This window comes from Phenylobacterium sp. (assembly GCF_030679875.1).
Lineage (GTDB): Bacteria > Pseudomonadota > Alphaproteobacteria > Caulobacterales > Caulobacteraceae > Phenylobacterium.
Genome location: NZ_JAUXSP010000029.1, coordinates 87,518 through 110,417, shown reverse-complemented (window position 1 = coordinate 110,417; position 22,900 = coordinate 87,518). Strand labels below are relative to the sequence as shown.

The window sequence follows — 22,900 nt, the reverse complement described above, 5'->3', positions numbered from 1 at the left end:
CATGCGCCGCGCCGCTTTCAAGATCGCCCTGATGGGGGCCGCCAGCCTGTCACTCATGCTGTCGACCGCACCCGCCAACGCGCAGGTGACCCCCGAGGACAAGCAGACCCTGATCGCCAGCGTCGAAAGCGGCGCCCCGCGCATGGCTGATGTCGCCCATCAGATCTGGGAGTTCGCAGAGGTCGGCTACCAGGAGACCAAAAGCTCGGCCCTGTTGCAGTCAGAGCTGAAGAGCGCTGGCTTCGCGGTGGAGCCGGGGGTGGCCGGCATGCCGACCGCGTTCGTGGGGAGTTTCAAGAACGGCCCGGGCCCGGTCATCGCCATCCTGGCGGAGTTTGACGCCCTGCCGGGGCTGGCCCAGGAGGCGCGGCCCGAACCCGCGCCGATCGCCGGTCAGATCGCTGGCCACGCCTGCGGCCACCATCTCTTTGGCGCGGCTTCCGTGGCTGCGGCCCAGAGCCTGGCGGCCTGGATGAAGGCTAACAATGTCGGCGGCGAGATTCGCGTCTATGGCGCGCCGGCCGAGGAGGGGGGCTCTGGCAAGGTCTATATGGTCCGCGAGGGCCTGTTCGCCGATGTGGACGCGACCCTGCACTGGCATCCGAGCGACGGGAACAGCGCCGCCCAGAGCGTGTCGCTGGCCAATATCTCAGGCAAGTTCCGCTTCGCCGGCGCCTCTTCGCACGCCTCGGCCGCGCCGTTCCGGGGCCGCTCAGCCCTGGACGGGGTCGAGATCATGAACGTGGCGGTGAACTATCTGCGTGAGCACATTCCAGACGGGACCCGCATCCACTACGTGATCAGCGACGGCGGCGCGGCGCCCAATGTCGTGCCAGACAAGGCCGAGGTCTACTACTACGTCCGACACGCCGATCCGCAGATCGTCCGGGACGTCTTCGCCCGCATGCAGAAAGCCGCCGAGGGCGCCGCCCTGGCCACCGAGACCTCAGTCAGCTTCGAGCAGACCGGCGGGGTCTACAACATGCTGGTGAACGACACCCTGGGCCAGGTGATGGACAACGCGTTGCGCGAAGTCGGCGCGCCCGTCTGGAACGCCGAGGAGACGGCCTTCGCCCAGGCGATGCGCGCGCACCTCCCGGCCGGGCGTACGCCCGTTCCGGCCAGCGAAATCCGCCCCTACGCCATCGGCGGCGGCGGCGGCGGCTCCACCGACGTGGCTGATGTGAGCTGGGTCACCCCCACGGCGGGCATGGGGGCGGCCACCTGGGTGCCTGGCACGTCGGCGCACAGCTGGCAGGCTGTGGCCGCCGGTGGGACCAGCATTGGTTCAAAGGGCGCCGAGGTGGCGGCCAAGACCCTGGCGCTCGCCGGCGCGAGGCTCTTGCGTGAGCCCGCCCTGATCGATGTGGCCAAGGCCGAGCTCTTGGAGCGGCGTGGGGCTGACTTCACCTATACGGCGATGGTCGGCGACCGCGCCCCGCCCCTGGACTACCGCAAGTCCTCCAAGGGGGACTGAAGCGTCCGCTGCGCCGGTCAGGCCGATTCCTTGAGGATCACGGGCTGACTGGTGCGGGCGCCGGCCCACAGGAAGGCGCGATAGGCCTCGAAGCATTGCTCGCCGCAGCGCAGCCGCATGATCGCCCCTTCGGCGATGGCCGGCAGCACCTCCGGGTGATCCTGGGCCAGCGGCAGCAGGGCCTCGGCGTTCCACGCCTTGGAGTGCTCCACATCGAGCACGGCGTGCAGATCGAAATACTTGCGCAGCTTGGGCGCGACGCCGAGCCGCTTGAGGCCCGCGGCCACCGAAGCGACCCGGGTCGGCGCCGTCAGTTCCACGACCCCCAGGGCGCCCACCGAATGGTAGGCGTATCGTCGGGTGGCGGCGAAGGCGGTCATGGTGTTGGCCAGCGCCAGGGACTGCCACAGGGTGCCATCGACGGTGGGGGCGAGCTCCAGGCCCTGCACGGTCATGTCGAGCATCGGCCCGTGCATGCCGCCCATATTGCCGCGGCCCATCTCATCCCAGTAGTTCCGGGCGAGCTCCAGCTTCGGACGGGCCGGCAGCTTGACCTGGGTCAGGGCGACAAGGTCATCGAACCCGGCCTCCCCGGCGGCTTCCTGCGTCAGAAACCAGGAGAGCTGTTCCAGATCAGCCTCGGTGGCCAGCCAGTCAAACAGGGGGTCCCACTGGCCCGGGCCATTGTCCTTCAAGCCTTCGAACCAGGTGATGAAGCCCTCTGGATCGGTGGGAACCGCGCTGAGTTCATCCTGTATGCGGGCGCGAAACGCCTCAATGAACTCGCCTTCCTTCATCTGCATCCGCAGATCGCGGTTCAACTCGAGCCGCCAGTCATTGCGGGGGATCGTCGGCGAGAGCCGACTGCGGTTCCAACGCGCCAGCCCCCGATGGAGGCTGTTGGGATCGGCGAAGCCGGCGGCGGGGGCGCTCTGAAGGCCCAAGCCTTGAATCGTGGCCATGGATATCTCCTGTTGGGCGAAGAAATCCGTAGATCAGCCTCTGGGTTCCCCTGGTCGCTGCGCGAAATCGCAAAACCAGCGGTGAAGCCAGCGTTTTTCTGGCCGTTCGTCGGAAAGGCGACAGGCTGGAGTGGTGGTCGGGCGCCAAACCATCCTCAATTCGCCGCTGAATCCGCTAGAAGGCTTCAATGAAAGTCCTGCTCATTGTCCATCACTCCCGCACCGGCGGGGCCAGACAGATGGCTGAGGCGGCGGCCGCGAGCGCGCGGGACACAGGAGACGTCGAGGTGCGTTTCCTGGAAGCGCCCTCTGCGACCGCCGCCGATGTGCTGGAGGCCAACGGCTACCTGTTTGTGTGTCCGGAAAACCTGGCGGCCATCACCGGGGAGATGAAGGCCTTCTTCGACCAGGCCTATTATCAGGTCCTCGGCAAGATCGAGGGGCGGCCCTACGCCCTCATGGTCTGCGCCGGAAGCGACGGGGAGAATGCGGTGCGTCAGATGGCCCGCATCGCCACAGGCTGGCGGCTGAGACCGGTGGCTGACCCGATCATCGTCTGCACCCACGCCCAGACCCCAGAGGCCATACTGGCGGAAAAGCAGATCGGCGCTGCAGACCTGGCGCGGTGCGGCGAACTCGGCGCGGCGCTGGCGGCTGGTCTCGCCATGGGGATCTACTAGAGAGTCTAAGAGGCCCTAGCCCCAGGCCCGTCCCAGGGCCGCCTGCAGGGTGGCGTTACTGAAGGGCTTGTGGACGAGGGTGATGTCGTCGGGCACTTCGACGTCGAAATAGCCGGTGATCAGGATGATCGGCAGGTCGGGCCAGTCGGGCCGCGCGCGGCGGGCGAACTCCACCCCATTCACACCCGGCATGGCGAAGTCCACCAGGGCGAGGTCGAAGGTCCCGTTGGTGGCCAGCAGGGCCAGCGCCATCTCGGCGCCGTCGGCCTCCACGACCTCGTGCCCGCAATCACGCAGGAAGCCTGAGGTGACCGCGCGAACCGGGGCCTCGTCATCGACCACCAGGATGCGCCGGGTCTGGCCGCCAATGGCCGCGCCACCGCTCTCCAGGGTCTGGCTGGCCTCGACTGGCGCGGGATGGGCGCGCGGGAGGTAGATCTTTACCTCCGTGCCCTCGCCCGGCGCGCTGCAAATCTCCAGGGCGCCGCCGGACCGCTGTGCGAATCCATAGGCCATGGGGAGGCCAAGACCGGTCCCCTTGCCCACGGGCTTAGTGGTGAAAAAGGGTTCCAGCACCCGAGCCAGAACCTCAGGCGTCATGCCGGCGCCTGTGTCGTGCACCGAGACGACGGCATAGTCCCCCACCGGCAGATCCAGCTGGAGCTCGGGCGTCTCAAGCGTCTGGTTCCAGGCCGAGATGGTGATCCGGCCACCGTCTGGCATGGCGTCGCGCGCATTGACCGCCAGGTTCAGCAGGGCGAGTTCGAACTGATCGGGCTCAATGGCTGATCGCCACAGGCCGTCGGCGAGGTTCCAGCTGATCCTGGCGCCGCCCCCCAGGGTGCGCTCCACCAGGTCCCGGGTTTCGGACAGGATTTCAACCAGGTTGACCACCTCGGCCCCGCGGCTTTCGGTCTGTCGGCTAAAGCCCAGCAGGCGCTGGGTCAGGGTCGCGCCCTTCTGAGCCGCCATGCTGGCGTTGTCGAGATAGCGTCGGACGGCCCCTTCGTCGCCCAGGCGACGTGTGGCCAGCTCCAGGCTCCCGATGATGGCGGTCAGCAGATTATTGAAGTCATGGGCCACGCCACCGGCCAGAGTTCCCAGGGCCCGCAGCTTGTCGGACTGGCGCAGGTGCATCTCGGCCAGCTTCTCATCTGTGACATCGCGCTCGACAATCACCAGGTGGCGCACCTCGCCGCCGAAGTCATGGACAGGGACAATGGCCGTCTTCAACCACTGCGTCCCAACCTCGGTCTCGCGCTCGTCCAGCACCTCAACGGTCTCGCCCTGCGTCACCGCCTGGACCTCAGCCTCGGTTCGATCGACGCCGCCCAGGTCAGCCTCCGTCCGTCCAAGGCTGGCTTCGATGTCAATGCCAAGAGCCAGCGCCTTGCGCTGATTGATGCGGACGAGCCGGCCCTCGCGATCCTTGACCGTCACCGCCGCCGGCAGGTGGGCCATCAACCCCCGCAGCAGCGACCGTTCTACATTCAATGCCTGGCGTAATTGGCGCCGCTCGGCCGCCGCGCTCACCATGGCGCGCAGGGCTTCCGGGTCCCACGGTTTGGCGGCGTAACCGACGATGCCGCCCTTGTTGAGGGCGGCGGTGACCGAACTCAGATCGGCATAGCCGGTCAGCAGGATGGCTTCGGCGTCCGACACCTCCCGGGCCTGGCTGAGGAACACGTCGCCGGTCATCTCCGGCATCCGCTGGTCAGAAATGATCACAGACACATCTGGCTCGCCGGCCAGAAGGCGCAACGCCTCGGCGCCGCCGTGCGCCGTGAGCACCTGGAAATCGTCCTCGAACAGGTCCTGGAGGGCCACCAGGATGTCCGGCTCGTCATCGACCAACAGGATCAGGGGCGCGGAGGTGAGGGGGATCATGCCTGGGCGTCCACGGGCAACTCAATCACAAAGCGCGCGCCCCCAAGGGGCCCGCTGTCCACCTTGATCTCGCCTTTGTGGGCGCGCACGACGGCATAGGCAATGGCAAGGCCAAGCCCGGTGCCGTCGCCAACGGGCTTGGTGGTGAAGAACGGCTCGAATATCCGATCACGAGCGTCTTCCGGCACGCCCGGACCGGAGTCATTGATTTCGATCCGATAGAGGCCGTCGTGCTCTTCGGTGGTGATCTCGATGACGCCAGCGCCGCGCAGGGCGTCTGCGGCGTTGGACAGAACGTTCATGACCACCTGGTTCAGCAGGGCCGGAGAGGCCACGAGCATAGGTCGAGCCTGCAGGCTTTTGCGAACCTCGATGGCGCCCAGCTTGGGGGCCAGCAGGGCCAGCACTGTGTCGATGGCGTCGGGTACGTCGAGGTTCTGGCTCTCGGCCTCATCCAGCCGGGAGAACTTGCGCAGGTTCATCACCAGACTCTGAATCCGCTGAAGACCCATCCGCATGGCGCCCAGCCGGTCAGTCATTTTCGCCAGCACGGCGGCATCCGCGGCGTCGGGGCGCTGGCCGAGTTGCTGGGTCAGGCGTTCGACGGTGTTCTGATGGCCCAGGATGAAGGCCAGCGGATTGTTGATTTCGTGGGCGATGCCGGCGACCAGCTCGCCGAGCGAGGCCATCTTGGCCGACTGGACCAGTTGGGCCTGGGCCTGACGAAGCTGCTGGTTCGCCGCTTCAAGCTCGGCATTGGCCCGGGCCAGCTTGTCGGCGGCCGCAGCGCGGGCGTCGGCGGCTTCGGAGCGCCGGGTCTCTTCGGCCAGCAGCTTGCGGCGCACCAGGGCGCGCACCCGCATGCGCAGCACCTCGTCCTCGTCTGAGCTTGCGGTGACGTCATCGGCGCCGGCGTCGAACGCCGCGGCGAGGGCGTGGGGGTCGCCTGCGCCAGGGCCGATGACGACGATCTGGAAGGGGAGGGCCATCCGCTCGCGCCGCAGGTCGAGGCGTCGACAGAGGTCAAGACCATCCAGCCCGGCGCCCGCGGCGGGCATGATGATACAGGCGATATGTTCGTCGGCCTCGGCCAGGGCGGTGGCTGCGTCCGAGGCTTCGCGGACCTCATAGCCCACCTGGGCGAGAATGGCGCTCAGGCGAAGGCGCTGGGTCAGGCTGTCATGGACGACCAGGACCTGGGCGGGCCGGAAGTCGGCGTCCGCCGCCGTCTCGCTGGCCGCCATGCGGCCGCGGCGCAGCAGCGCGCGCAGGCGGGCCAGCATCACGTCCATGTCGGCGGACTTGGACACATAGGCGTCCGCGCCGCTCTCCAGGCCCTGGCGCTCCAGGTCCTGTTCCCGGGCGCTGGTGAGCATCAGCAGAGGCAGGGTTCGCGTCCGGCGGTTCAGGCGCAGCTGGCGTGACAACTCCCGGCCGTCCATGCCGGGCAGGTGAAAGTCGGCGACCACCAGATCGGGCAGGGGGCCGTTCAGACGCTCAAGGGCCGCCTCGGCGCTGGTGACGGTCTGGACGGTATAGCCCTCCGCCTCCAGGCGCCCCCGCAGGGCCATGGCCTGGGTCTCGGAGTCCTCGACCACCAGGACCTTGGCGTGCAGGTGGGGGCTCATGATCTTCCCCAGCCGGCCAGCTGGATGATCCGTGGGCCGATCAGGTCGAGGGGCAGGATGTCCCGGGCCGCCCGCAACCGCACAGCGGCGGCGGGCATGCCGTTCACCACCGCGGTGCTGGCGTGCTCGGCGATGGTATGGGCGCCGCCTTGCGACAGGCGCGACAATCCCTGGGCGCCGTCCTCGCCCATGCCGGTCAACAGGGCGGCGACTGTGCGCGTGGGGGCCGCCTCCGCCAGGGCGCCAAACAGAATGTTGGCCGAAGGACGCTGCCCGCTGACCGGCGGATCCTGGGTGATGCGCAGAACGCCAGAGCTTCTGATCGCCAGATGCCTGTCGCCAGGCGCCACATAGACGCAGCCGGCCTGCGCCATCACCCCATCTTCGGCCAACACCACGCGGAGGGCCGTCAGGCCATCCAGCCACCGGGCGAAGCCTTCCATGAAGGCCGTCCCCATGTGCTGGACCAGCAGCACCGGGGCGGGGAAACTCGCCGGCAGGGCGCCGAGGACCTTGGCCAGGGCCGGCGGGCCGCCGGTGGAGGCGGCCAGGGCCAGGAAATCCAGACGCTCAAAAGCTCCCGGGCTGGTCGGGCGAAGCGCCGACCGGACATCCCGAGGTGTGCCGATGCTGCGCCGCCGGATCACCGGCACGCTGCTCATGATGTAGAGCTGAGTGCAGATGGTGTCGGCGAGACGTTCATAGCTGGCATTGCTGGGGCCGGCGGGCTTCTCGACCACCGTCAGCGCGCCGGCCTTCAGGGCGTTCATGGAGATGCGCAGGGAGGCGTCTTCGACGGCGTCGGCGATCACCACGATAGGGGTCGGATGATCGGCCATGATCTGGGCCGTGGCCTCCAGCCCGTCCATGCCCGGCAGCCGGATGTCCATGGAGATCACATCGGGGCGCACCCGCGGGATCTCAGCGAGGGCCTCTTCGGCCGAGGCGACGGCCGCGGCGATCACGAACCGCGGGTCGCGTCCGATAATATGAGACAGCAGTTCGCGAACGACGAGGGAGTCCTCGACAATCATCACGCGGACAGGCGCAGAGCCGTGGTTCACAAGATGCGCCCGATCGTGGCGAGGAGTTCTCGCTGGTCGAATTTCTGCTTGGTGATGTAGGCCTCGGCCCCCAGGTCCAGACCGCGCCTTATGTCGGCGTCGTCATTGCGCGATGTCATCAGAACCACGGGCAGGCGCGCCAGACCGGCGTCGGCCTTGATCGCCTGCAGCAGGGAAAAGCCATCCATGCGCGGCATCTCGATGTCAGCGACGACCAGATCGATCAGGGCGTCGGAGGAGCGAAGGGTGTTGAGAGCGTCGACCCCATCCACCGCCAGCAGGACGCGATAGCCCTGGGCTTCCAGAATGCTCTTTTCCAGGGTGCGGGTGGTGATTGAGTCATCCACCACAAGCACGGTGCGCACCTGTCGGGCTTCGGCGTCCTGGGGCGCGAGGCCCAGGGCCGAGGCCGACAACCGACGGGCGTTGCGAAGCCACCGGTCGATCAGCGCCTCTGGATTGAGGACCAGGAGCGGCCGGTCCTCATCCAGGATCGCCGCCCCAAGGGTCAGGCCCGGCGCCAGACGGCTGTCATCGAGGTCCTGCACGGTCAGCTCCCGGACATCGACCATCTCGTCGACAGCCAGGAGCAGATGCCGGTCGCCCCGATGAATGAGAACCATCGGGGTCGCCGCGCCGGACGCTGGCGGCTCAAGGAGCGCGTCATTTATGAGGGCGTTCAGGGGGATCACGGGCGTGACAATGTCCGACCCGTCGATTTGTATCCGTGCGCTGGGCACGCCTTCGACGATTTCCAGCTCACCGCCGCGCAGGCGCAACAGCGATCTGATAGCGAAACTGGGCAGGCCAAAGAGCGCGCCGCCGGATTCCACCACCACCAGGGTCTGTCGCGCCGCCGACAGGGGCGCCGACAGGATGACTTCCGCCCCGGCGGGGCGCCTGGCGCGAAGGCGGGCGGACCCGCCCAGGGCGGCGAGCGATTCTCCCACCGCCGACAGGCCCATGCCCCGTCCTGACAGACGATCGACAACCTTCGCGGCCGAAACACCCGGCTCAAAGGCCAGGGCCAGAATTTCGTCGGGATGGCGCGGGAACTCCCCATGCGCGAGCAAGCCGCGCGCCATGGCCGCCGCTTCGATCCGCGCCAGATCGGGCCCGGGCCCATCATCGGCGATGCGGACCTCCAGCCGTCCGCCGCGGGCCCTGGCCCGCAGGGTGATGTGCAGGCGCTCCGGCTTGCCGGCCGCCAGACGGGTGGCCGTCGGTTCTGCGCCGTGACTCACCGCATTGCGCAACAGGTGGATGATCGGCTCGCGCAGGGCCTGCAGCACACGGCGTTCGGCGCGGACCTCAAGCCCCTCGGTGCGGACATCCACGTCCTGACCCTGGTCGCGGGCCAGGTCGCGCACCATACGGCCAAGGTCGCCCAGAACGCTTTCAGCGGGCGCCAGGGCGATCTCGTCGATCTGTTCGCGCAGGACCGCGAGGCTTTCGCCAACGGCCCAGTTGGCCCGGGACTGCCGTCGAGCCAGCTCGCCCAGATCGCGGGTCAGGCTTTGCAGGGCGCTCTCAAAGGCCATGGCCCGGTTCGAGGTGCGGGCCTCGCCCCCCCGGGCGCGCATGTTGCGCCACAGACGCTCGAGCTGAGCAGCTTCGCGTCGCAGCCGGTGCGTCAGCTCCACCTGGGCGGCCTCGACCTGCACCTCGCTGGACAGGTGGTGCAGGGCTTCGCTCAGTTTTTCCCCCAGCTCGGCGTCGACGCGGACATATTCCGGAGATCGATCCGGGGTCGAGGCTGGCGCAGGGGCCGGCGCGGGCGCTGGGAGCGTCGTGGGGTTCGGCGCTGCGGCTGGCGCGGAGTCGGCGCCGAGCGCGGCAAGCGCCGGGCTCGCATCGGGGAGGGGCTGCCCCTCCCGCTGGGCGGAGGCCTGGGCCTCGATGGCGTCCAGCCCCAGATGGATCAGATCGACGCTGGCCGGATCGAGACCCGCGCCGCGATCGATCACCTGGGCCAGCCGCTCCTCCAGTCTGTGAGCCAGGTGCTCGACGACCTCCAGGTCCACCGCGCGGGCTGCGCCCTTCAGGCTGTGAAGGCGCCGGAACACCTCGCGCAAATCCGCATCGGCCGGCGCCGCCAGGGCGCGGCGAACGGATTCAAGGTGCTCGCGGTGTTCGACATCGAACGCCGCCAGAAGCTGGGCGCGGAGATCAGGCACGGCTCGCGATCAGACCTTGTAGCGTTCGGCCAGGCCGAGCAGCTGCTGGGAAAGACTTGCGAGATTGCCCGCCGCCTCCTCAAGCTGCCGGGTGCCGACGGCGGTCTGCTGGCTGGCCTGGCGAATGTTCTGCAGGGCGCCCATGACCTGCTCGATTCCCAGCTGCTGCTGGTTCGTCGAGGCGACAATCTGCTGGAAGGTCTGGACGCTCTCCTGCACCCGCCCGGTGATCTCGGTGATGGTGCGCTGGGTGGTGTCGGTCCGCTCCTTGCCGGCGGCGACCCGCTTGACCGCCTCCTCGGTCAGCATGACCGACGAATTGATGCCCCGCTGGATGTCGCCGAGGATTGAGCGCACCTGGTTGGTGGCGTCCTTGGCCTGGTCGGCCAGCAGCTTCATCTCCGAGGCCACGACGGCGAAGCTCCGGCCGTTCTCACCGGCGGCGGCGGCCTCGATGGCGGCGTTGAGCGCCAGCAGGTGCGAGCGCTCGGAGATGTCGTTCACCGTCGAGATGATGTCGCCAATGGCCTGGGTCTTCTCGCTCAGGGCGACGATGTTCTCGGCCACGGCCTCGGCCTGATCCCGGATGGCGTCCATGGCGCGGGCGGTCTCATCGACCGCGCGCAGACCCTCATTGCTGGTCTGGGCGGTCGCTTGAGCCGAAGCGATCACCTCCTGGGCGCGCTTGCCGATCTGAGCCCCGGAATGGGTGATTTCATCGACAGTGGCGGCGGTCTCCTGGACGGCGGCCAGCTGTTCTTCGACGCTGGCGGCCTGCTCCTGAGACGAGGCGCGGATTTCTGCAGTAGCGGCGTTCAGGTTCTCGGTCGCTTCCCGATTCTGCCGGGCGAGGTCGCGCAGGCCATCGACCATTCCGTTCAGAGTCGCCCCCAGCCGGCCGATCTCGTCTGAACTGGTGAGTTCGGTGTGCCGCGTCAGGTCGCCCTGGCCGACCCGCTCGACGAAGGCCATGAAGCCGTTCAGGGGCGTAATGATCGACCGGCGGATCAGATAGGCGACGGCCATGGCGATGCCCACCGCCAGGATCAGGCCGATCAGGCTGAACAGGCGGCTCTGCTGATAGACGCGCTCGACCCGCTGCTGACCCAGTCCAATGGCCTGGTCAAGGGTCGTGCGCGCCTGGTTCATCTCCTGCTGGAAACTGGCGCGCGGCGCGTTCAGACCTTCTCTCACGGCCTGGCCGAGGGCTATGTCGTTCCGGGCCATAGCCTGGAAAGCCACCAGGTCGCGCTGCCGCAAGTCGACGAGGATGGCCCTGGCGCGCGTCAGGGCCTGGCTGATCTCCCCCCAGGCCCTGGCCCGGTCGCTGGAGATCGCGGTCGCCTGGAAATTGGTGGCCTGTGCGATGGCCTGGTCGAGGCTTTGGACCGCAGAGGCCTCCGCGCGGCGCCAGGCCGATGAGGCGCCGTCCGGCGTGGAGCCCATGCTTCCCATGGCATGGTCGGCGAAGTCCGCCTCTGTGGCGGCCTCAAGCTCCAGCTGCGCCCTGTCCACGTCAGCCAGCTGACGGATGAAGGCCATATCGCGACTGACGATGGCGGCGGTCTCGGACCGGACCTCGCCGATCTGTGCGAGGCCCAGGGCGCCCAAGGCGATCACCAGGACGATGACGGCGATGAATCCCAGCAGGATTCGATTGGCGATACTCAAGGGTCAGGCTCCCACAGGCGCGCCGCCGGCCAGCAGGGCGGCGACGGAAAGAATCACAAGGGTCTTGGCGTGGTGGTCTCCGGAACTCACCACGCTAGCGTGTTGCGGACGGTCGAGATCTGGGCGGGCTTCGGCCGCGTGGGGTCGCTCCGGCAACCGCAGGGCGACGTCTCGCCGGCCTTTCAGCAGGATGAGGTAGCCGTCCGTCTCCCGGGGCGGCGGCGCTCCCAGCAGGGCGCCCAGGTCGAGGACCTGCCTCACCCGGCCACTGTCGGCGACGAGGCCCATCACCGCGCCGGCGGTGGTCGCGCCCGTGCGCCCAAGCCGCTCCAGGGGACGTAGACTGGCCACCTCGTTCATGGGTACGCCATAGAGGTTTCCCCCTAGAGGACAGAGCAGCACCGAAATTGAGGGAGATCTCTCTTCGGGCGTTTCGGGGGTCTGCACCGCAGCGAGGCGACGTTCCCGCTCATCCAGGATCTGGCGCGTCAGCGGGGACTCAGCGACCGCGCGCGACCGTGCGGCGGCGGTGCGGGAGGGTCTTGGCTTGCGCTCGCTCATCAACTCCCCCTCGGTCCCTTCTCCAGTTGCAGCCGCGCCAGTTCGCGCAGATCGCCCGCCGTCAGGCCATCCCCTTCGCACAGGGGCGTCGTGGGGCTCAAGCTCGCCGCCAGACGGGCGACCGCGGCCAGGGCGCGCCGGCCCCCGGCCGTATCCCCCCGTTCAAGGCGAACAAGACCCAGATGATATTGGGCCATCAGCAAGGTTCCATCCAGATAGACAGCCCGGCGAAGGGCGTCCTCAGCCTGACCAAGGTCGCCCTGAGCCTGGGAGACCAGCCCCAGATAGAAGTGCGTCGCAGGATCGGCTGGCGCCTGGGCCAAGGCCTCGGCGCAGAGCTGAACAGCTTCGGTGAAGCGGCCGAAATTGGCCAAGGCGCGAATGTCGGCCAAGGGCGCGGCGGGGGAGGCGTCCACGGGAGGGCGCGCGACTGCGGCGGGAGCCGAGGGGCGGGTCGGCGGAGGTGTCGGGGACCAGGCCACAGCCTCGGGCGTGGCCTCCTCAAGGGGAAGCGGCGTCCAGGGCTGGGACGGCCGCGGCGCATTCGCGTCGGCGCCGGTCCGCCGCCGATAGGCGACGGCGCCGGGCATGGAGACGGTCTCCACATGGGCCTCAAAGCCCGGATTGGGCTCGGCGTGTCCCACCAGCATCCAGCCGGTCTCGCCGAGCCGCTGGGCCAGGGCGCCAATCACCGCGTTCATCGCGTCCGGGTGGAAATAGATCAGGACGTTGCGGCACAGGATCAGGTCAAAATCGGTGAGATCGATGGGCGCATCTGGCCCCAAGAGGTCCAGGAGGTTTCCGTACTGGAAGCGGACGAGGCTGCGGAAGCGGGGTTTCAGCCGCCAGCTCTTGCCCTCTTGCGTGAACCAGGCGGTGCGTTGCTCCGCCGAAAGGGATCGCAGCGCCCAGGCGCCGAAGCTCGCGTCCCGTGCGGCCTGCAGGGCGCTCTCATTGATGTCGGTGCCCAGGATGGTCAGCCGCCAGTCGGCCACCCGGTCGCCCAGCAGTTCGGCCAGCAGGATGGCCACGGAATAGGGCTCGGCGCCGGTGGCGCAGCCCGCGCTCCAGATACGCAGTCGGCGGGTCTCGGCGTGGCCGGCGATCAGCTCGGGCAGAATGTGATCGCGCAGCGCCGCGAACTGCTCCACGTAGCGAAGAAAATAGGTCTCTCCGACGGTGATTTCCCCCTCCAGCCGCCGCCATTCGGGGGGGCCTGACTGGGGATCATCCAGCAGCCGGACATAGGCCTCGACATCGGTCAGGTTCACAGCCGCCAGCCGGCGCCGCACCCGCTCCCAAAGGACGTCATCCTTGTCGGCGTAATAGTGATGTCCGGTCCGGGCGATGACCTCGGCCTTGAGCCGCCAAAAGGGATGGTCGGGGGCGAAGACCGGGACCGCGGGGCTCAGGGCGCGCCGTCCCCCGAGGCTTCAAGCCTCGCGCGAAGGGTCTCGGCGATCTCGGCGACCCGCGCCTCTTCCTCGAGCAGCAGAAGGCGTTCGACATCCAGCAGGGCGACCAGCCGGCCCGTGATCAGCAGATGGCCCAGGATCGCGCCATTGGCGCTGGCGGAGTCTTCCACAGGGGTGAAGTCCTCGGCCGTGGCGTCGGCGTCCCGAACCCGACCGGCCAGCAGGCCCAGCCCGCCCGACCCATGAGTCTCAACCAGGCGGACTACATGGCTGTAGAGGTCGAGTGACGCTGGCGGACGCGCCGGCTCGAACAGCCTCGCCAGGTCGATCACCGCCAGGGGCCGGCCTCGGACGTTCATGAATCCCGCCAGGATTTTTGGCCAAGGCGCCTGGCGCTCAAACCGGGTGACGGGCAGAATTTCGGCCACGACGGACATGGGCAGGGCCATGTCGACGCCGGCCACGTCCAGCAACAGATATCGGGCCTGGGGGAAGGGCATGGACGTCTAGAACACCATTCCGCCTCCGCCGCCAATCGGCATTCGGCGGCGCCGCGGCCGAACCGCCCGCTGCCTCCTCAGATTTCAGTCACCGGAAGGCGAAGATAGACTCGGCCATCGCGCTCCGGGGGCGGCAGCCCCCCAGCCCGGATGTTCACCTGCAGCGACGGCAGGATCAGGGTGGGCGGGGGCAGGGTGGCGTCTCTCGCCTCGCGCCGCGCCACAAAGTCGGCCTCGCTCACCCCATCGCGCAGATGAACGTTTTCCGCCCGCTGAGCCGCCACCGTAGTTTCCCAGACATGGGTCTTGCGATCCTTTGTCAGATAGTCGTGACCGACGAAGATCCTGGTTTCTGGGGGCAGGGCGAGGATTTTCTGGATCGAGCGATAGAGGGTCGCGGCGTCGCCGCCGGGGAAGTCCGCCCGGGCGGTGCCGTAGTCGGGCATGAACAGGGTGTCGCCCACATAGGCCGCGTCCTCGATCAGATAGGTGACGCAGGCCGGCGTGTGCCCCGGCGTATGCAGGACGCCGATCTCCGTCTCACCAAGCCTCAGGACGTCGCCCTCGCGCACCAGACGGTCAAAGTCGGCGCCGTCGGCTCTGACGTCCTCAGCGCCGAAAACCTTGCCGAAATAGTCCTGAACCGCAGTGATATGGGCGCCAATGACCACCTGGGCGCCGGTGGCCTGGCGCAGGCGGGCGGCGGCCGACAGATGGTCGGCATGGGCGTGGGTCTCCAGAATATAGGCCAGCTTCAGGCCGTGGGCCTCAAGGGCGCGCAGAATCTCAGAAATCTGGTCGCGGGAGATCTTCGCGCCCTTGGGCTCATAGTCGAGGACCGGATCAATGACCGCGGCTTGGCCAGTGGCCACGTCCCAGACCAGATAGGTGACGGTCGAGGTCGCCTCATGGAAGAAGCTCATCTGCTGAACGGACATGGGGTTCTCCTTTCCTGCCTCCTATATATGCGGTATCGCTAATATAGCAAACGTCGCTACAAGCACGACAGGAGCACCCCAAATGGACCTCACAACCACAGCCATGATCGCCGCGGTGCTCAGCGGCGCGGTGGTCGGCCTTCTGTTGGCGGTGTTCGGCGGGGGCGGCTCGGTGCTGGCGACGCCGGCTCTGCTTTATGTGGTGGGGATCAGCGACACGCACCTGGCCATCGGCACCTCGGCTGCGGCTGTGGCGGTCAACGCGGCGATCAACCTCATCGGCCATGCCCGCGGCGGACGGGTGAAGTGGCCCTGCGCCAGTGTGTTCGCCGCTGCGGGGCTGGCGGGCGCTCTGGGGGGCTCCAGCCTCGCCAAGCAGGTGGACGGCCAGCAACTGCTCGTGCTCTTCGCCCTGGCCATGGCGGCCATCGCCCTGTCGATGATGCGAAAGCCGAAGGACGCCGGCGACCCGTCGGCCCATATCTCCTGGGCCATGACCCTGCGCCTGGCCCCGATCGGCCTGGCGACAGGTTTCGCGGCCGGATTTTTCGGCATTGGCGGCGGGTTCCTGATCGTGCCCGGCCTGATGGCGGCGAGCGGCATGACCCTGGCCAACGCCGCGGCCTCTTCCCTGTTGTCCGTCAGCCTGTTTGGCGCCGCCACCTCGGCCAACTACGCCTTTTCAGGGCTGGTGGTCTGGCCGGTCGCGGGGCTTTTCATCGCCGGGGGCACGGCCGGCGGCTGGCTTGGCATGAGGGCGGCGGGCCTGCTGGCGGATCGCGCCCTCCTGGCGCGGCGCCTGTTTGCGGGTCTGGTTCTGATCGTGGCGGCCTATGTGGCCTGGATGGGAGTTGTCGGATGAGTTTCTGGGACGAACGCTATCAGGGCGAGACCTACCTGTTCGGCGAGGCGCCCAACGCCTTCCTCGCCCGGCAGGCCCACCGGTTGGCGCCGGGCCAGAGCGCTCTGGCTGTAGCCGACGGGGAGGGCCGCAATGGCGTTTGGCTGGCGCAGCAGGGACTGTCGGTGCTCTCAGCCGACGGCTCCGCCGTGGCCCAGGTCAAAGCCGCGCGCCTGGCGCAGGCTCGCGGGGTCAGCCTCGAGCTTCAGCATGTGGACCTGGCGAGCTGGGACTGGCCCAAGGCGAAGTTCGACATCGTGGCGGCGATCTTCATTCAGTTCGCCGGCCCCGATCTGCGGTCCCAGATGTTTGACGGGATGAAACGCGCCCTGAAGCCCGGCGGGCTCGTGCTGCTGGAGGGCTATCGTCCCGAGCAGATCGCCTATGGCACCGGCGGCCCAAGGACCCCGGAGAACCTCTACACCGAGGAGATGCTGCGCACGGCCTTTGCAGACTTCGAGATCGTGGACCTGGCCGCCTATGACGCGGTGATCGAAGAGGGCGCGGGCCACAGCGGTCCGTCAGCGCTGATCGATCTGGTCGCCCGCAAGCCGGGCTGATCGGTCAGGCCGCAGGCTTGCCGCGATAGATGTCGCACAGGGTGTCGATCACCCGGGCCGCGGCGGGGTCAATCAGGCGGTAGAAGATAGTCTGGCCCTCACGCCGCGTGCCGACCACCCCTTCGGCCCGCAGCTTGGCCAGGTGCTGGGAGGCGGCTGACTGGGCCAGACCCACATGTTGGGCCAGGTCGCCCACCGAACACTCGCCGTCCCCCAGCCGACAGAGGATGATCAGCCGCTGCTCGCTGGACATGAGTTTCATCAGCCGGGCGGCTGCTGCGGCGCTGGCCTCCAGGGCCGCCAGCTCGGACGGGTCGGGCATCTGGGCGACGACGGCGTTGAGGGGGGCCTTGCTCATGCTCACAGGTCCAGGTTCGGTTAGGCTGCCGTGACAGCGTCATGGCGGGTGGCCGGTCGTCCGTCATCTCTCAGAACCACATAGATGGCCGGTATGACCAGCACGGTCAGCAGGGTCGATGAGGCCAGGCCAAACAGCAGCGAGATGGCCAGCCCCTGGAAGATGGGGTCGAACAGGATCACCGCGGCGCCGATCATCGCCGCGGCGGCGGTCAGGACGATGGGCTTGAACCGGATCGAGCCCGCCTCCAACAGCACGTCCCGCAGGGGTCGATCCCCGGTCTGGGCGTGTCTGATGAAGTCCACCAGCAGGATCGAATTCCGCACAATGATCCCGGCGAGCGCGATGAAGCCGATCATTGAGGTGGCCGAGAAGGGCGCGCCGAAGATGATGTGGCCGATGACGATCCCGACCAGGGTCAGGGGTATGGGCGTCAGGATCACCAGGGGCAGGCGGAAGCTTTTGAACTGGGCGACCACCAGGACATAGATCCCCAGGATCGCCACGGCGAAGGCCGCCCCCATGTCGCGGAAGGTGACCCAGGTGATCTCCCATTCACCGTCCCACAGAAGGGTCGGGGTGCTCTCATCGCTGGGCTGGCCATTCAGACGGACCACGGGCTTGGGAAGGTCGCCCCAGTCATGGGCGTCGATGGCGTCGCCGACGGCCATCATGCCGTAGATTGGCGCCTCGTACTGGCCGGCCAGTTCGGCGGTGACCATTTCAGCGTCCCGACCGTCCCGGCGATAGATCATATGAGATCCGAATTCGGATGTGGCCTCGACCACCTCGCCCAGCTCCACCAGCCGTCGGCCGCCTGCGGTCTCTGACACCGCCACCGGCGTGGCGGCCAGGCGTTCACCCCAGGTTCGGTCGGACTGGGGCAGCCGAACGGAAATTTCCAGGGGCATGCGTCCCTCGCCGCGATGGGCGTAGCCCACCGGCCCGCCGCCCAAGACCGCCCCGATTGAGCTCATCACCTCGCCCTCTGACACGCCCAGATGCTCCAGGGTGTCGCGGGCTGGCGTCAGGCGCAAACGGGGGCGGGGCTCGCCATAGGAGTCGTCGACATCGACGATGTAGGGGATCGACTGGAACAGTCCCTTCACCTCGGCGGCCACGGCGCGCCGGGTCTCGGCGTCAGGGCCGTAGATCTCGGCCAGCAGGGTGGCCATGACCGGCGGGCCTGGCGGCGCCTCGACCACCTTCACCGAACCGCCGTTGGGCAGGGGCAGGTCCGTGAGCCGTTCACGCAGGTCCAGGGCGATGGCGTGGCTGGCGCGTTTGCGCTCGCCCTTGTGGGAAAGGGTGATGGACAGGTCGCCCATCTCCGGGCGTTCGCGCAGGTAGTAGTGGCGCACCAGACCGTTGAAATTGAAAGGCGAGGCCGTGCCGGCATAGGCCTCTATGGCCATGACCTCGGGGATTGATCGGGCGATCTCGGCCGCCGCCGCCAGGGTCCGCTCGGTGGTCTCCAGACTGGCGCCCTCGGGCAGATCGAGGACCACCTGCAGCTCTGACTTGTTGTCGAAGGGCAGCAGCTTCACCGTCACCGTCTTGGTGGCGAACATGCTCATGGACAACAGGGTCGCCAGGCCGACGGCGCCCAGGAAGATCCAGGCGCTGCGCCGGCTGGCGATCACCCGGCTGGCCAGGGCGCGGTAGGCCCCGCCCAGACGACCGCCGCCCGCGTCATGCCCATGCCCATGCCCCTGTCCCTCGGCCAGGGACTGGCGGGCGAAGCGGACCATCAGCCAGGGCGCGATGACCACGGCCACAAAGAAGGAGAAGACCATGGCCGCCGAGGCGTTGACCGGGATCGGCGCCATGTAGGGGCCCATGAGCCCTGAGACGAACAGCATGGGCAGCAGGGCGGCCACGACAGTCAGGGTCGCCACGACGGTGGGATTGCCCACTTCAGCCACGGCCTCGATGGCCGCCTGGGTGGGGGTGCGGCCGTCCTTCATCGCCCAGTGCCGGGCGATGTTTTCGATCATGACGATGGCGTCGTCGACCAGGATGCCGATGGAGAAGATCAGGGCGAACAGGCTGACCCGGTTGATAGTGTAGCCCATCAGGTTCGAGGCGAAGAGGGTCAGCAGGATGGTGGTGGGAATGACCACCGCGGTGACGCCGGCCTCCCGCCAGCCAATGGCCAGGCCGATCAGGATGACGATGGAGACGGTGGCCAGCCCCAGGTGGAAGAGCAGCTCATTGGCCTTCTCGTTGGCGCTCTCGCCGTAGTCGCGGCTGACGGCGACCTCCAGCCCCTCGGGGATCAAGGTCCCGCGCAGGCTCTCCACCCGCTCCAGAATGTGGTCTGAGACCACCACGGCGTTGGCGCCCTGGCGCTTGGCGATGGCCAGGCTGACGGCCGGCGCCTGGGTCCAGCCCTCAGCGGTGCGGCTGTGACGCCAGACCCGGGCCTGGTCCTCCCGCGGCGCCTGCACGACGTTGGCCACGTCGCGGACATAGACCGGCTCGCCCTTGACCGAGGGGACGCTGAGCAGACCCACCTCCTGGGCGCTCGACAGCGTGCGGCCGGCGGTGACCTCAACGGCCTGGCCGTTCTGGCGTATGGCGCCGGCGGGAAAGCTGAGATTGGCCTGGCGCACAGCCTCGATCACGCCACCCAGGGGAACCCCGCGCAGGTTCAACCGCTCGGGGTCGGGTTCAATACGGATTTCGTCAGGCCGGCCCCCGACGATGAAGGTCAGGCCGACATCCTCGACCTTGGCCACCTCGGTGCGCAGCTTAAGCGCGACGTCATAGAGGGCCTGGTCGGACCAGCGCTCAGCCATCTCTGGCGTGGGCGTCAGGGTCAGGACCACGGCTGGGACATCGTTGATCCCCCGGGTGACGATCATCGGCTCGGGGATGCCGACGGGAATCTGGTCGTAGTTGGCGCGAACCTTTTCGTGGACCCGGACGGCGGCGTCCTCCGGGGCCTCGCCCACATCGAAGCGGGCGGTGACCAGGACCTGATCGTCCTGCACCTGGGTATAGACGTGATCCACCGTATCGATGGACTTGACGATGGTCTCCAGCGGCTTGGCCACCAGCTCCGCGGCGTCGGCCGCCCGCAGGCCAGGGGTCGCCACCATGATATCGACCATGGGGACGCTGATCTGCGGCTCCTCCTCGCGTGGAATTGAGATCAGGGCCATCAGCCCTACCGCGATGGCCGCCAACAGGGCCAGGGGCGTCAGGGGCGAATGAATGGTGGCCTGTGTCAGGCGTCCCGAGATGCCCAGGTTCATCGGGCCGCTCCCTGGGTCGACGCCAGCAGGACATCCCCCGCCCGGGCGCCGGACAGGATTTCAATCTGGCCTGGCGTGGGCGCCGGCGTGGCCTGCACGGCGACCTCCCGGGCCTGGCCGTCAGGCCCCACGATCCGGACGAAGTCCAGGCCGAACCGCGTCTCCACATAGGCGTCAGGAACCACAAGGGCCTCGCGTTCGCCCACCTTGACCTGCACCCGAACCCGCTGGCCGATCAGGTCGGCGCGCAGGCCCTCGACCCTAAGGTCGGCGGTCACCTGGCCGCCGGTGACGGAAGGGTAGACCTGGACCACGGTCCCAAAGGCCGCCAGACCCGGGAGGTCGCCGGCGGAGACCGGGGCCTGGTCCCCGACCTTCAGGGCGCGAGCCTGGCCCTCGGGCAGCTCGACGCGCAGCAACGGCTCGCCAGAGGTGATCGTCGCCACCGACTGCCCACCTGCGACGACCGAACCGGCCGGGACATCTGCCCGCACCACCCGGCCAGAGGAGGGAGCCAGGATCGCCCCCTGAGATCCCATCTCGGCGCTGGCGGCGCGCTGGGCTCGGGCTGCGGCGGCCATGCTCTCAGCGGCGCGGGCGCCAGCCTGGGCCTGTTCCAGCCGCGCCTTGGCGTAGAAGCCCTTGTCATAGAGCACCTGCACCCGCGACAGCTCGGCCGATGCTCTTGCGGCTTCAGCGGCGGCGGCGGCGGCCTGGGCCTCGAAGGCTGTGGTCTCCAGGTTCAGCCGCTGGTCGGACACCTTGCCAATCAGCTGGCCCTTCTGGACCTGATCACCCTCACGCACCCGAAGCTCAGTGAGCGTGCCGCCGATCCGAGCCCGGGCCTCAGCCATGTTCCGGGTGACCACGCTGGCGGCCACGGGCTTGAGGTCGTCCACCGGCTGAGCGCGAAGGGTCAGCCGCTCGCCCTGGGCCGCGGTCGTTGCTGGCGGCGGCGGCGCGGCCGTTTCCGAGCAGGCGCCGACGCCAAGGGACAGGGCCCCAAGGGTGATGGCCAGGAGGCTCGCGGTCAGCAGGGGGCGCATGGGCTTCTTCTTCCTGGGGTTCAGCGAGCGTCGCGGACGGCGCCGGTGGCCGGGTCGATGCGGACGATGGGCAGGTCGGCCGCGCGCCAGGCCCCGATGCCGCCGTCCAGGTGGCCAGCGATCTCGACTCCCGCCTTGCGGCATAGATCCATGGCCATCGCCGAACGCTTGCCGGAGCCACACTGCAGGACGATGGCGCGGGGCCCGCCCGCGGGAAGGGCGTCGGGGTCAAAGGTCGACAGGGGGTAGTTCAGCGCCCCGTGGATGCGCTCGGCGGCATACTCGGCGGGCTCACGCACATCGATGAGCACGATCTGGCGGGCGGCAAGGCTGTCGCGCACATGCGCGGGACGAAGGTCGGTGGCGGGGGTCATCTGGCGTCTCTCCGGCCTATCATGAAAACCATTGTATATTCGCAAGTACGCATATAAAGATTTCAGCGGCCCATTCAAGTGACATCGAAACTGGGGCCACATGACCGGCGCCGCCTTGACGGTGATCAATGCCGGGGCCGCCGGAGAGATCAGGGTCATGCGATGAAAAAGCCAGTGATAGCCATATTGGGCGCCGGTCTCGGCGGAGCGGTCGCCGCTTTCGAGATCAAGGAAGCCGTCGGCTCCAAGGCCGAGGTGATGGTGGTGTCCCAGGGCGACACCTTCCACTTCGTGCCGTCAAACCCTTGGGTTGCGGTCGGCTGGCGGGACCGCGCGGCCATCGAGGTGGACCTGCCGCCGATCATGGCGAGGAAGAAGATCGGCTTCACCGGCGTCGGCACCCGCAAGGTTCATCCTCAGGAAAACCGACTGGAGTTGGCCGACGGCGAGAGCCTCTTCTACGACTACCTGGTGATCGCCACGGGGCCGGAACTCGCCTTCGATGAGATTGAGGGCCTTGGTCCTGAAGGCTTCACCCAGTCGATCTGTCATGTCGATCACGCCGAACGCGCCGCCGAAGCATTCGAGATCTTCGCCCGCAATCCGGGGTCAATCGTGGTCGGGGCGGTGCAGGGGGCGTCCTGCTATGGGCCGGCCTACGAGTTCGCCATGATCCTCGACACCGAACTGCGACGTCGCAAGATCCGTGATCAGGTGCCGATGACCTTCGTCACCGCCGAGCCCTATGTGGGCCACCTTGGTCTGGACGGGGTGGGCGACACCAAGGTCCTGCTGGAAAGCGAGATGCGCCAGCGGCACATCAGGTTCATCACCAACGCCAAGGTGGCCAAGGTCACTGACGGCCACATGGCGGTGGAGGAGATCGCCGACGACGGCACGGTCAAGGCCGAGCATGATCTGCCTTTCGCCTACGCCATGATGTTGCCGGCCTTCCGCGGGGTGGCCGCCGTGATGGGCGTGGAGGGGCTATCGAACCCCAGGGGCTTCATCCTGGCCGACAAGCACCAGCGCAATCCCGCCTATCCCAACGTCTTCTCCCTGGGCGTCTGCGTGGCGATCCCACCCATGGGCAAGACCCCGGTGCCTGTAGGCGTCCCCAAGACCGGCTTCATGATCGAGAGCATGGTCACCGCCATCGCCGAGAACCTGAAAGAGCTGCTGGCGGGCGCCGAACCGACTCATGAAGCCACCTGGAACGCCATCTGCCTGGCGGATTTTGGCGACAGCGGCGTGGCCTTCATCGCCCAGCCTCAGATCCCGCCCCGCAACCTGAACTGGGCCGCCGAGGGGCGCTGGGTCCACCTGGCGAAGATCGGGTTCGAGAAGTACTTCATCTCCAAGATCAAGAGAGGGGAAGCCACGCCCTTCTATGAGAAGCTTGCTCTGGACCTGATTGGCGCCCGCAAATTGAAGGTCTGAT

19 protein-coding genes are annotated in these 22,900 nt (G+C 68.0%); 5 read left to right on the top strand and 14 right to left on the bottom strand.

Annotated elements, in window-relative coordinates; genetic code table 11:
* The first annotated feature begins 1 nt into the window (after position 1).
* Positions 2 to 1,477 carry an amidohydrolase gene (locus Q8K84_RS16530; protein ID WP_305283826.1) on the top strand — a complete coding sequence of 492 codons (1,476 nt, stop codon included), beginning with the start codon at positions 2 to 4 and terminating at the stop codon, positions 1,475 to 1,477.
* 17 nt (positions 1,478 to 1,494) lie between these two features.
* Here Q8K84_RS16530 and Q8K84_RS16525 read toward each other — a convergent pair whose 3' ends face one another.
* Complete coding sequence (locus tag Q8K84_RS16525) at positions 1,495 to 2,439, bottom strand: iron-containing redox enzyme family protein (protein WP_305283825.1); 945 nt, start codon at positions 2,437 to 2,439, stop codon at positions 1,495 to 1,497.
* 188 nt (positions 2,440 to 2,627) lie between these two features.
* Here Q8K84_RS16525 and Q8K84_RS16520 point away from each other — a divergent pair, with 188 nt between their 5' ends.
* Positions 2,628 to 3,119 carry a flavodoxin family protein gene (locus Q8K84_RS16520; RefSeq protein WP_305283824.1) on the top strand — a complete coding sequence of 164 codons (492 nt, stop codon included), beginning with the start codon at positions 2,628 to 2,630 and terminating at the stop codon, positions 3,117 to 3,119.
* 15 nt (positions 3,120 to 3,134) lie between these two features.
* On the opposite strand, the gene Q8K84_RS16515 is transcribed toward Q8K84_RS16520, so the two are convergent.
* The 9 genes from Q8K84_RS16515 to Q8K84_RS16475 all read right to left on the bottom strand — a co-directional run bounded on the left by Q8K84_RS16515 (position 3,135) and on the right by Q8K84_RS16475 (position 14,960).
* The gene (locus Q8K84_RS16515; RefSeq protein ID WP_305283823.1) at positions 3,135 to 5,006 is read right to left on the bottom strand and encodes a response regulator; all 1,872 of its coding nucleotides are present in this window, start codon (positions 5,004 to 5,006) and stop codon (positions 3,135 to 3,137) included.
* The gene (locus tag Q8K84_RS16510) at positions 5,003 to 6,634 is read right to left on the bottom strand and encodes a response regulator (protein WP_305283822.1); all 1,632 of its coding nucleotides are present in this window, start codon (positions 6,632 to 6,634) and stop codon (positions 5,003 to 5,005) included. Before Q8K84_RS16510 ends, Q8K84_RS16515 begins: the two co-directional genes overlap by 4 nt.
* Positions 6,631 to 7,698: a chemotaxis-specific protein-glutamate methyltransferase CheB gene (gene cheB / locus Q8K84_RS16505; protein WP_305283820.1), complete on the bottom strand. Its 1,068-nt coding sequence runs from the start codon at positions 7,696 to 7,698 to the stop codon at positions 6,631 to 6,633. Before cheB ends, Q8K84_RS16510 begins: the two co-directional genes overlap by 4 nt.
* Positions 7,695 to 9,875: a response regulator gene (locus tag Q8K84_RS16500; protein WP_305283819.1), complete on the bottom strand. Its 2,181-nt coding sequence runs from the start codon at positions 9,873 to 9,875 to the stop codon at positions 7,695 to 7,697. The genes cheB and Q8K84_RS16500 overlap by 4 nt, the downstream gene beginning before the upstream one ends.
* A gap of 9 nt (positions 9,876 to 9,884) precedes the next feature.
* Positions 9,885 to 11,546: a methyl-accepting chemotaxis protein gene (locus tag Q8K84_RS16495; RefSeq protein ID WP_305283818.1), complete on the bottom strand. Its 1,662-nt coding sequence runs from the start codon at positions 11,544 to 11,546 to the stop codon at positions 9,885 to 9,887.
* A gap of 3 nt (positions 11,547 to 11,549) precedes the next feature.
* Positions 11,550 to 12,107, bottom strand: a complete 558-nt coding sequence (locus tag Q8K84_RS16490; RefSeq protein ID WP_305283817.1) for a chemotaxis protein CheW — start codon at positions 12,105 to 12,107, stop codon at positions 11,550 to 11,552.
* Positions 12,107 to 13,399 (bottom strand): CheR family methyltransferase, encoded by a 1,293-nt coding sequence (locus Q8K84_RS16485; RefSeq protein ID WP_305283816.1) that lies wholly within the window; start codon positions 13,397 to 13,399, stop codon positions 12,107 to 12,109. Before Q8K84_RS16485 ends, Q8K84_RS16490 begins: the two co-directional genes overlap by 1 nt.
* Before the next feature lie 116 nt (positions 13,400 to 13,515).
* Positions 13,516 to 14,022, bottom strand: a complete 507-nt coding sequence (locus Q8K84_RS16480; RefSeq protein ID WP_305283815.1) for a chemotaxis protein CheW — start codon at positions 14,020 to 14,022, stop codon at positions 13,516 to 13,518.
* A 77-nt stretch (positions 14,023 to 14,099) separates the two neighbouring features.
* Complete coding sequence (locus Q8K84_RS16475; RefSeq protein WP_305283814.1) at positions 14,100 to 14,960, bottom strand: MBL fold metallo-hydrolase; 861 nt, start codon at positions 14,958 to 14,960, stop codon at positions 14,100 to 14,102.
* Positions 14,961 to 15,042: 82 nt separating this feature from the next.
* Here Q8K84_RS16475 and Q8K84_RS16470 point away from each other — a divergent pair, with 82 nt between their 5' ends.
* Both Q8K84_RS16470 and Q8K84_RS16465 read left to right on the top strand, forming a co-directional pair.
* Positions 15,043 to 15,822: a sulfite exporter TauE/SafE family protein gene (locus Q8K84_RS16470; protein WP_305283813.1), complete on the top strand. Its 780-nt coding sequence runs from the start codon at positions 15,043 to 15,045 to the stop codon at positions 15,820 to 15,822.
* Complete coding sequence (locus Q8K84_RS16465; protein ID WP_305283812.1) at positions 15,819 to 16,421, top strand: cyclopropane-fatty-acyl-phospholipid synthase family protein; 603 nt, start codon at positions 15,819 to 15,821, stop codon at positions 16,419 to 16,421. The genes Q8K84_RS16470 and Q8K84_RS16465 overlap by 4 nt, the downstream gene beginning before the upstream one ends.
* Before the next feature lie 4 nt (positions 16,422 to 16,425).
* Here the strand turns inward: Q8K84_RS16465 and Q8K84_RS16460 are convergent, their stop codons facing one another.
* From Q8K84_RS16460 to Q8K84_RS16445, 4 genes are read right to left on the bottom strand one after another with little or no spacing between them, the layout of a single operon-like run.
* Complete coding sequence (locus tag Q8K84_RS16460) at positions 16,426 to 16,779, bottom strand: helix-turn-helix transcriptional regulator (protein WP_305283811.1); 354 nt, start codon at positions 16,777 to 16,779, stop codon at positions 16,426 to 16,428.
* Between the two features lie 20 nt (positions 16,780 to 16,799).
* Entirely contained in the window at positions 16,800 to 20,039 is a 3,240-nt protein-coding gene (locus Q8K84_RS16455) for an efflux RND transporter permease subunit (protein ID WP_305283810.1), read from the bottom strand.
* On the bottom strand, positions 20,036 to 21,085 hold the full coding sequence (locus Q8K84_RS16450) for an efflux RND transporter periplasmic adaptor subunit (RefSeq protein WP_305283809.1): 1,050 nt from the start codon (positions 21,083 to 21,085) through the stop codon (positions 20,036 to 20,038). Before Q8K84_RS16450 ends, Q8K84_RS16455 begins: the two co-directional genes overlap by 4 nt.
* Before the next feature lie 20 nt (positions 21,086 to 21,105).
* Positions 21,106 to 21,459, bottom strand: coding sequence for a rhodanese-like domain-containing protein (locus Q8K84_RS16445; protein WP_305283808.1), 354 nt, complete (start codon positions 21,457 to 21,459; stop codon positions 21,106 to 21,108).
* Positions 21,460 to 21,621: 162 nt separating this feature from the next.
* On the opposite strand from Q8K84_RS16445, the gene Q8K84_RS16440 reads away from it, so the two are divergent.
* Positions 21,622 to 22,899 (top strand): NAD(P)/FAD-dependent oxidoreductase, encoded by a 1,278-nt coding sequence (locus tag Q8K84_RS16440; protein ID WP_305283807.1) that lies wholly within the window; start codon positions 21,622 to 21,624, stop codon positions 22,897 to 22,899.
* Position 22,900: the final 1 nt, after the last annotated feature.

Excerpts from the sequence above, each read along its gene's own strand:
- Q8K84_RS16530 (WP_305283826.1), top strand. The coding sequence starts at position 2 with ATGCGCCGCGCCGCTTTCAAGATCGCCCTGATGGGGGCCGCCAGCCTG.
- Q8K84_RS16525 (WP_305283825.1), bottom strand. The coding sequence starts at position 2,439 with ATGGCCACGATTCAAGGCTTGGGCCTTCAGAGCGCCCCCGCCGCCGGC.
- Q8K84_RS16520 (WP_305283824.1), top strand. The coding sequence starts at position 2,628 with ATGAAAGTCCTGCTCATTGTCCATCACTCCCGCACCGGCGGGGCCAGA.
- Q8K84_RS16515 (WP_305283823.1), bottom strand. The coding sequence starts at position 5,006 with ATGATCCCCCTCACCTCCGCGCCCCTGATCCTGTTGGTCGATGACGAG.
- Q8K84_RS16510 (WP_305283822.1), bottom strand. The coding sequence starts at position 6,634 with ATGAGCCCCCACCTGCACGCCAAGGTCCTGGTGGTCGAGGACTCCGAG.
- Q8K84_RS16490 (WP_305283817.1), bottom strand. The coding sequence starts at position 12,107 with ATGAGCGAGCGCAAGCCAAGACCCTCCCGCACCGCCGCCGCACGGTCG.
- Q8K84_RS16480 (WP_305283815.1), bottom strand. The coding sequence starts at position 14,022 with ATGCCCTTCCCCCAGGCCCGATATCTGTTGCTGGACGTGGCCGGCGTC.
- Q8K84_RS16475 (WP_305283814.1), bottom strand. The coding sequence starts at position 14,960 with ATGTCCGTTCAGCAGATGAGCTTCTTCCATGAGGCGACCTCGACCGTC.
- Q8K84_RS16470 (WP_305283813.1), top strand. The coding sequence starts at position 15,043 with ATGGACCTCACAACCACAGCCATGATCGCCGCGGTGCTCAGCGGCGCG.
- Q8K84_RS16465 (WP_305283812.1), top strand. The coding sequence starts at position 15,819 with ATGAGTTTCTGGGACGAACGCTATCAGGGCGAGACCTACCTGTTCGGC.
- Q8K84_RS16460 (WP_305283811.1), bottom strand. The coding sequence starts at position 16,779 with ATGAGCAAGGCCCCCCTCAACGCCGTCGTCGCCCAGATGCCCGACCCG.
- Q8K84_RS16455 (WP_305283810.1), bottom strand. The coding sequence starts at position 20,039 with ATGAACCTGGGCATCTCGGGACGCCTGACACAGGCCACCATTCATTCG.
- Q8K84_RS16450 (WP_305283809.1), bottom strand. The coding sequence starts at position 21,085 with ATGCGCCCCCTGCTGACCGCGAGCCTCCTGGCCATCACCCTTGGGGCC.
- Q8K84_RS16445 (WP_305283808.1), bottom strand. The coding sequence starts at position 21,459 with ATGACCCCCGCCACCGACCTTCGTCCCGCGCATGTGCGCGACAGCCTT.
- Q8K84_RS16440 (WP_305283807.1), top strand. The coding sequence starts at position 21,622 with ATGAAAAAGCCAGTGATAGCCATATTGGGCGCCGGTCTCGGCGGAGCG.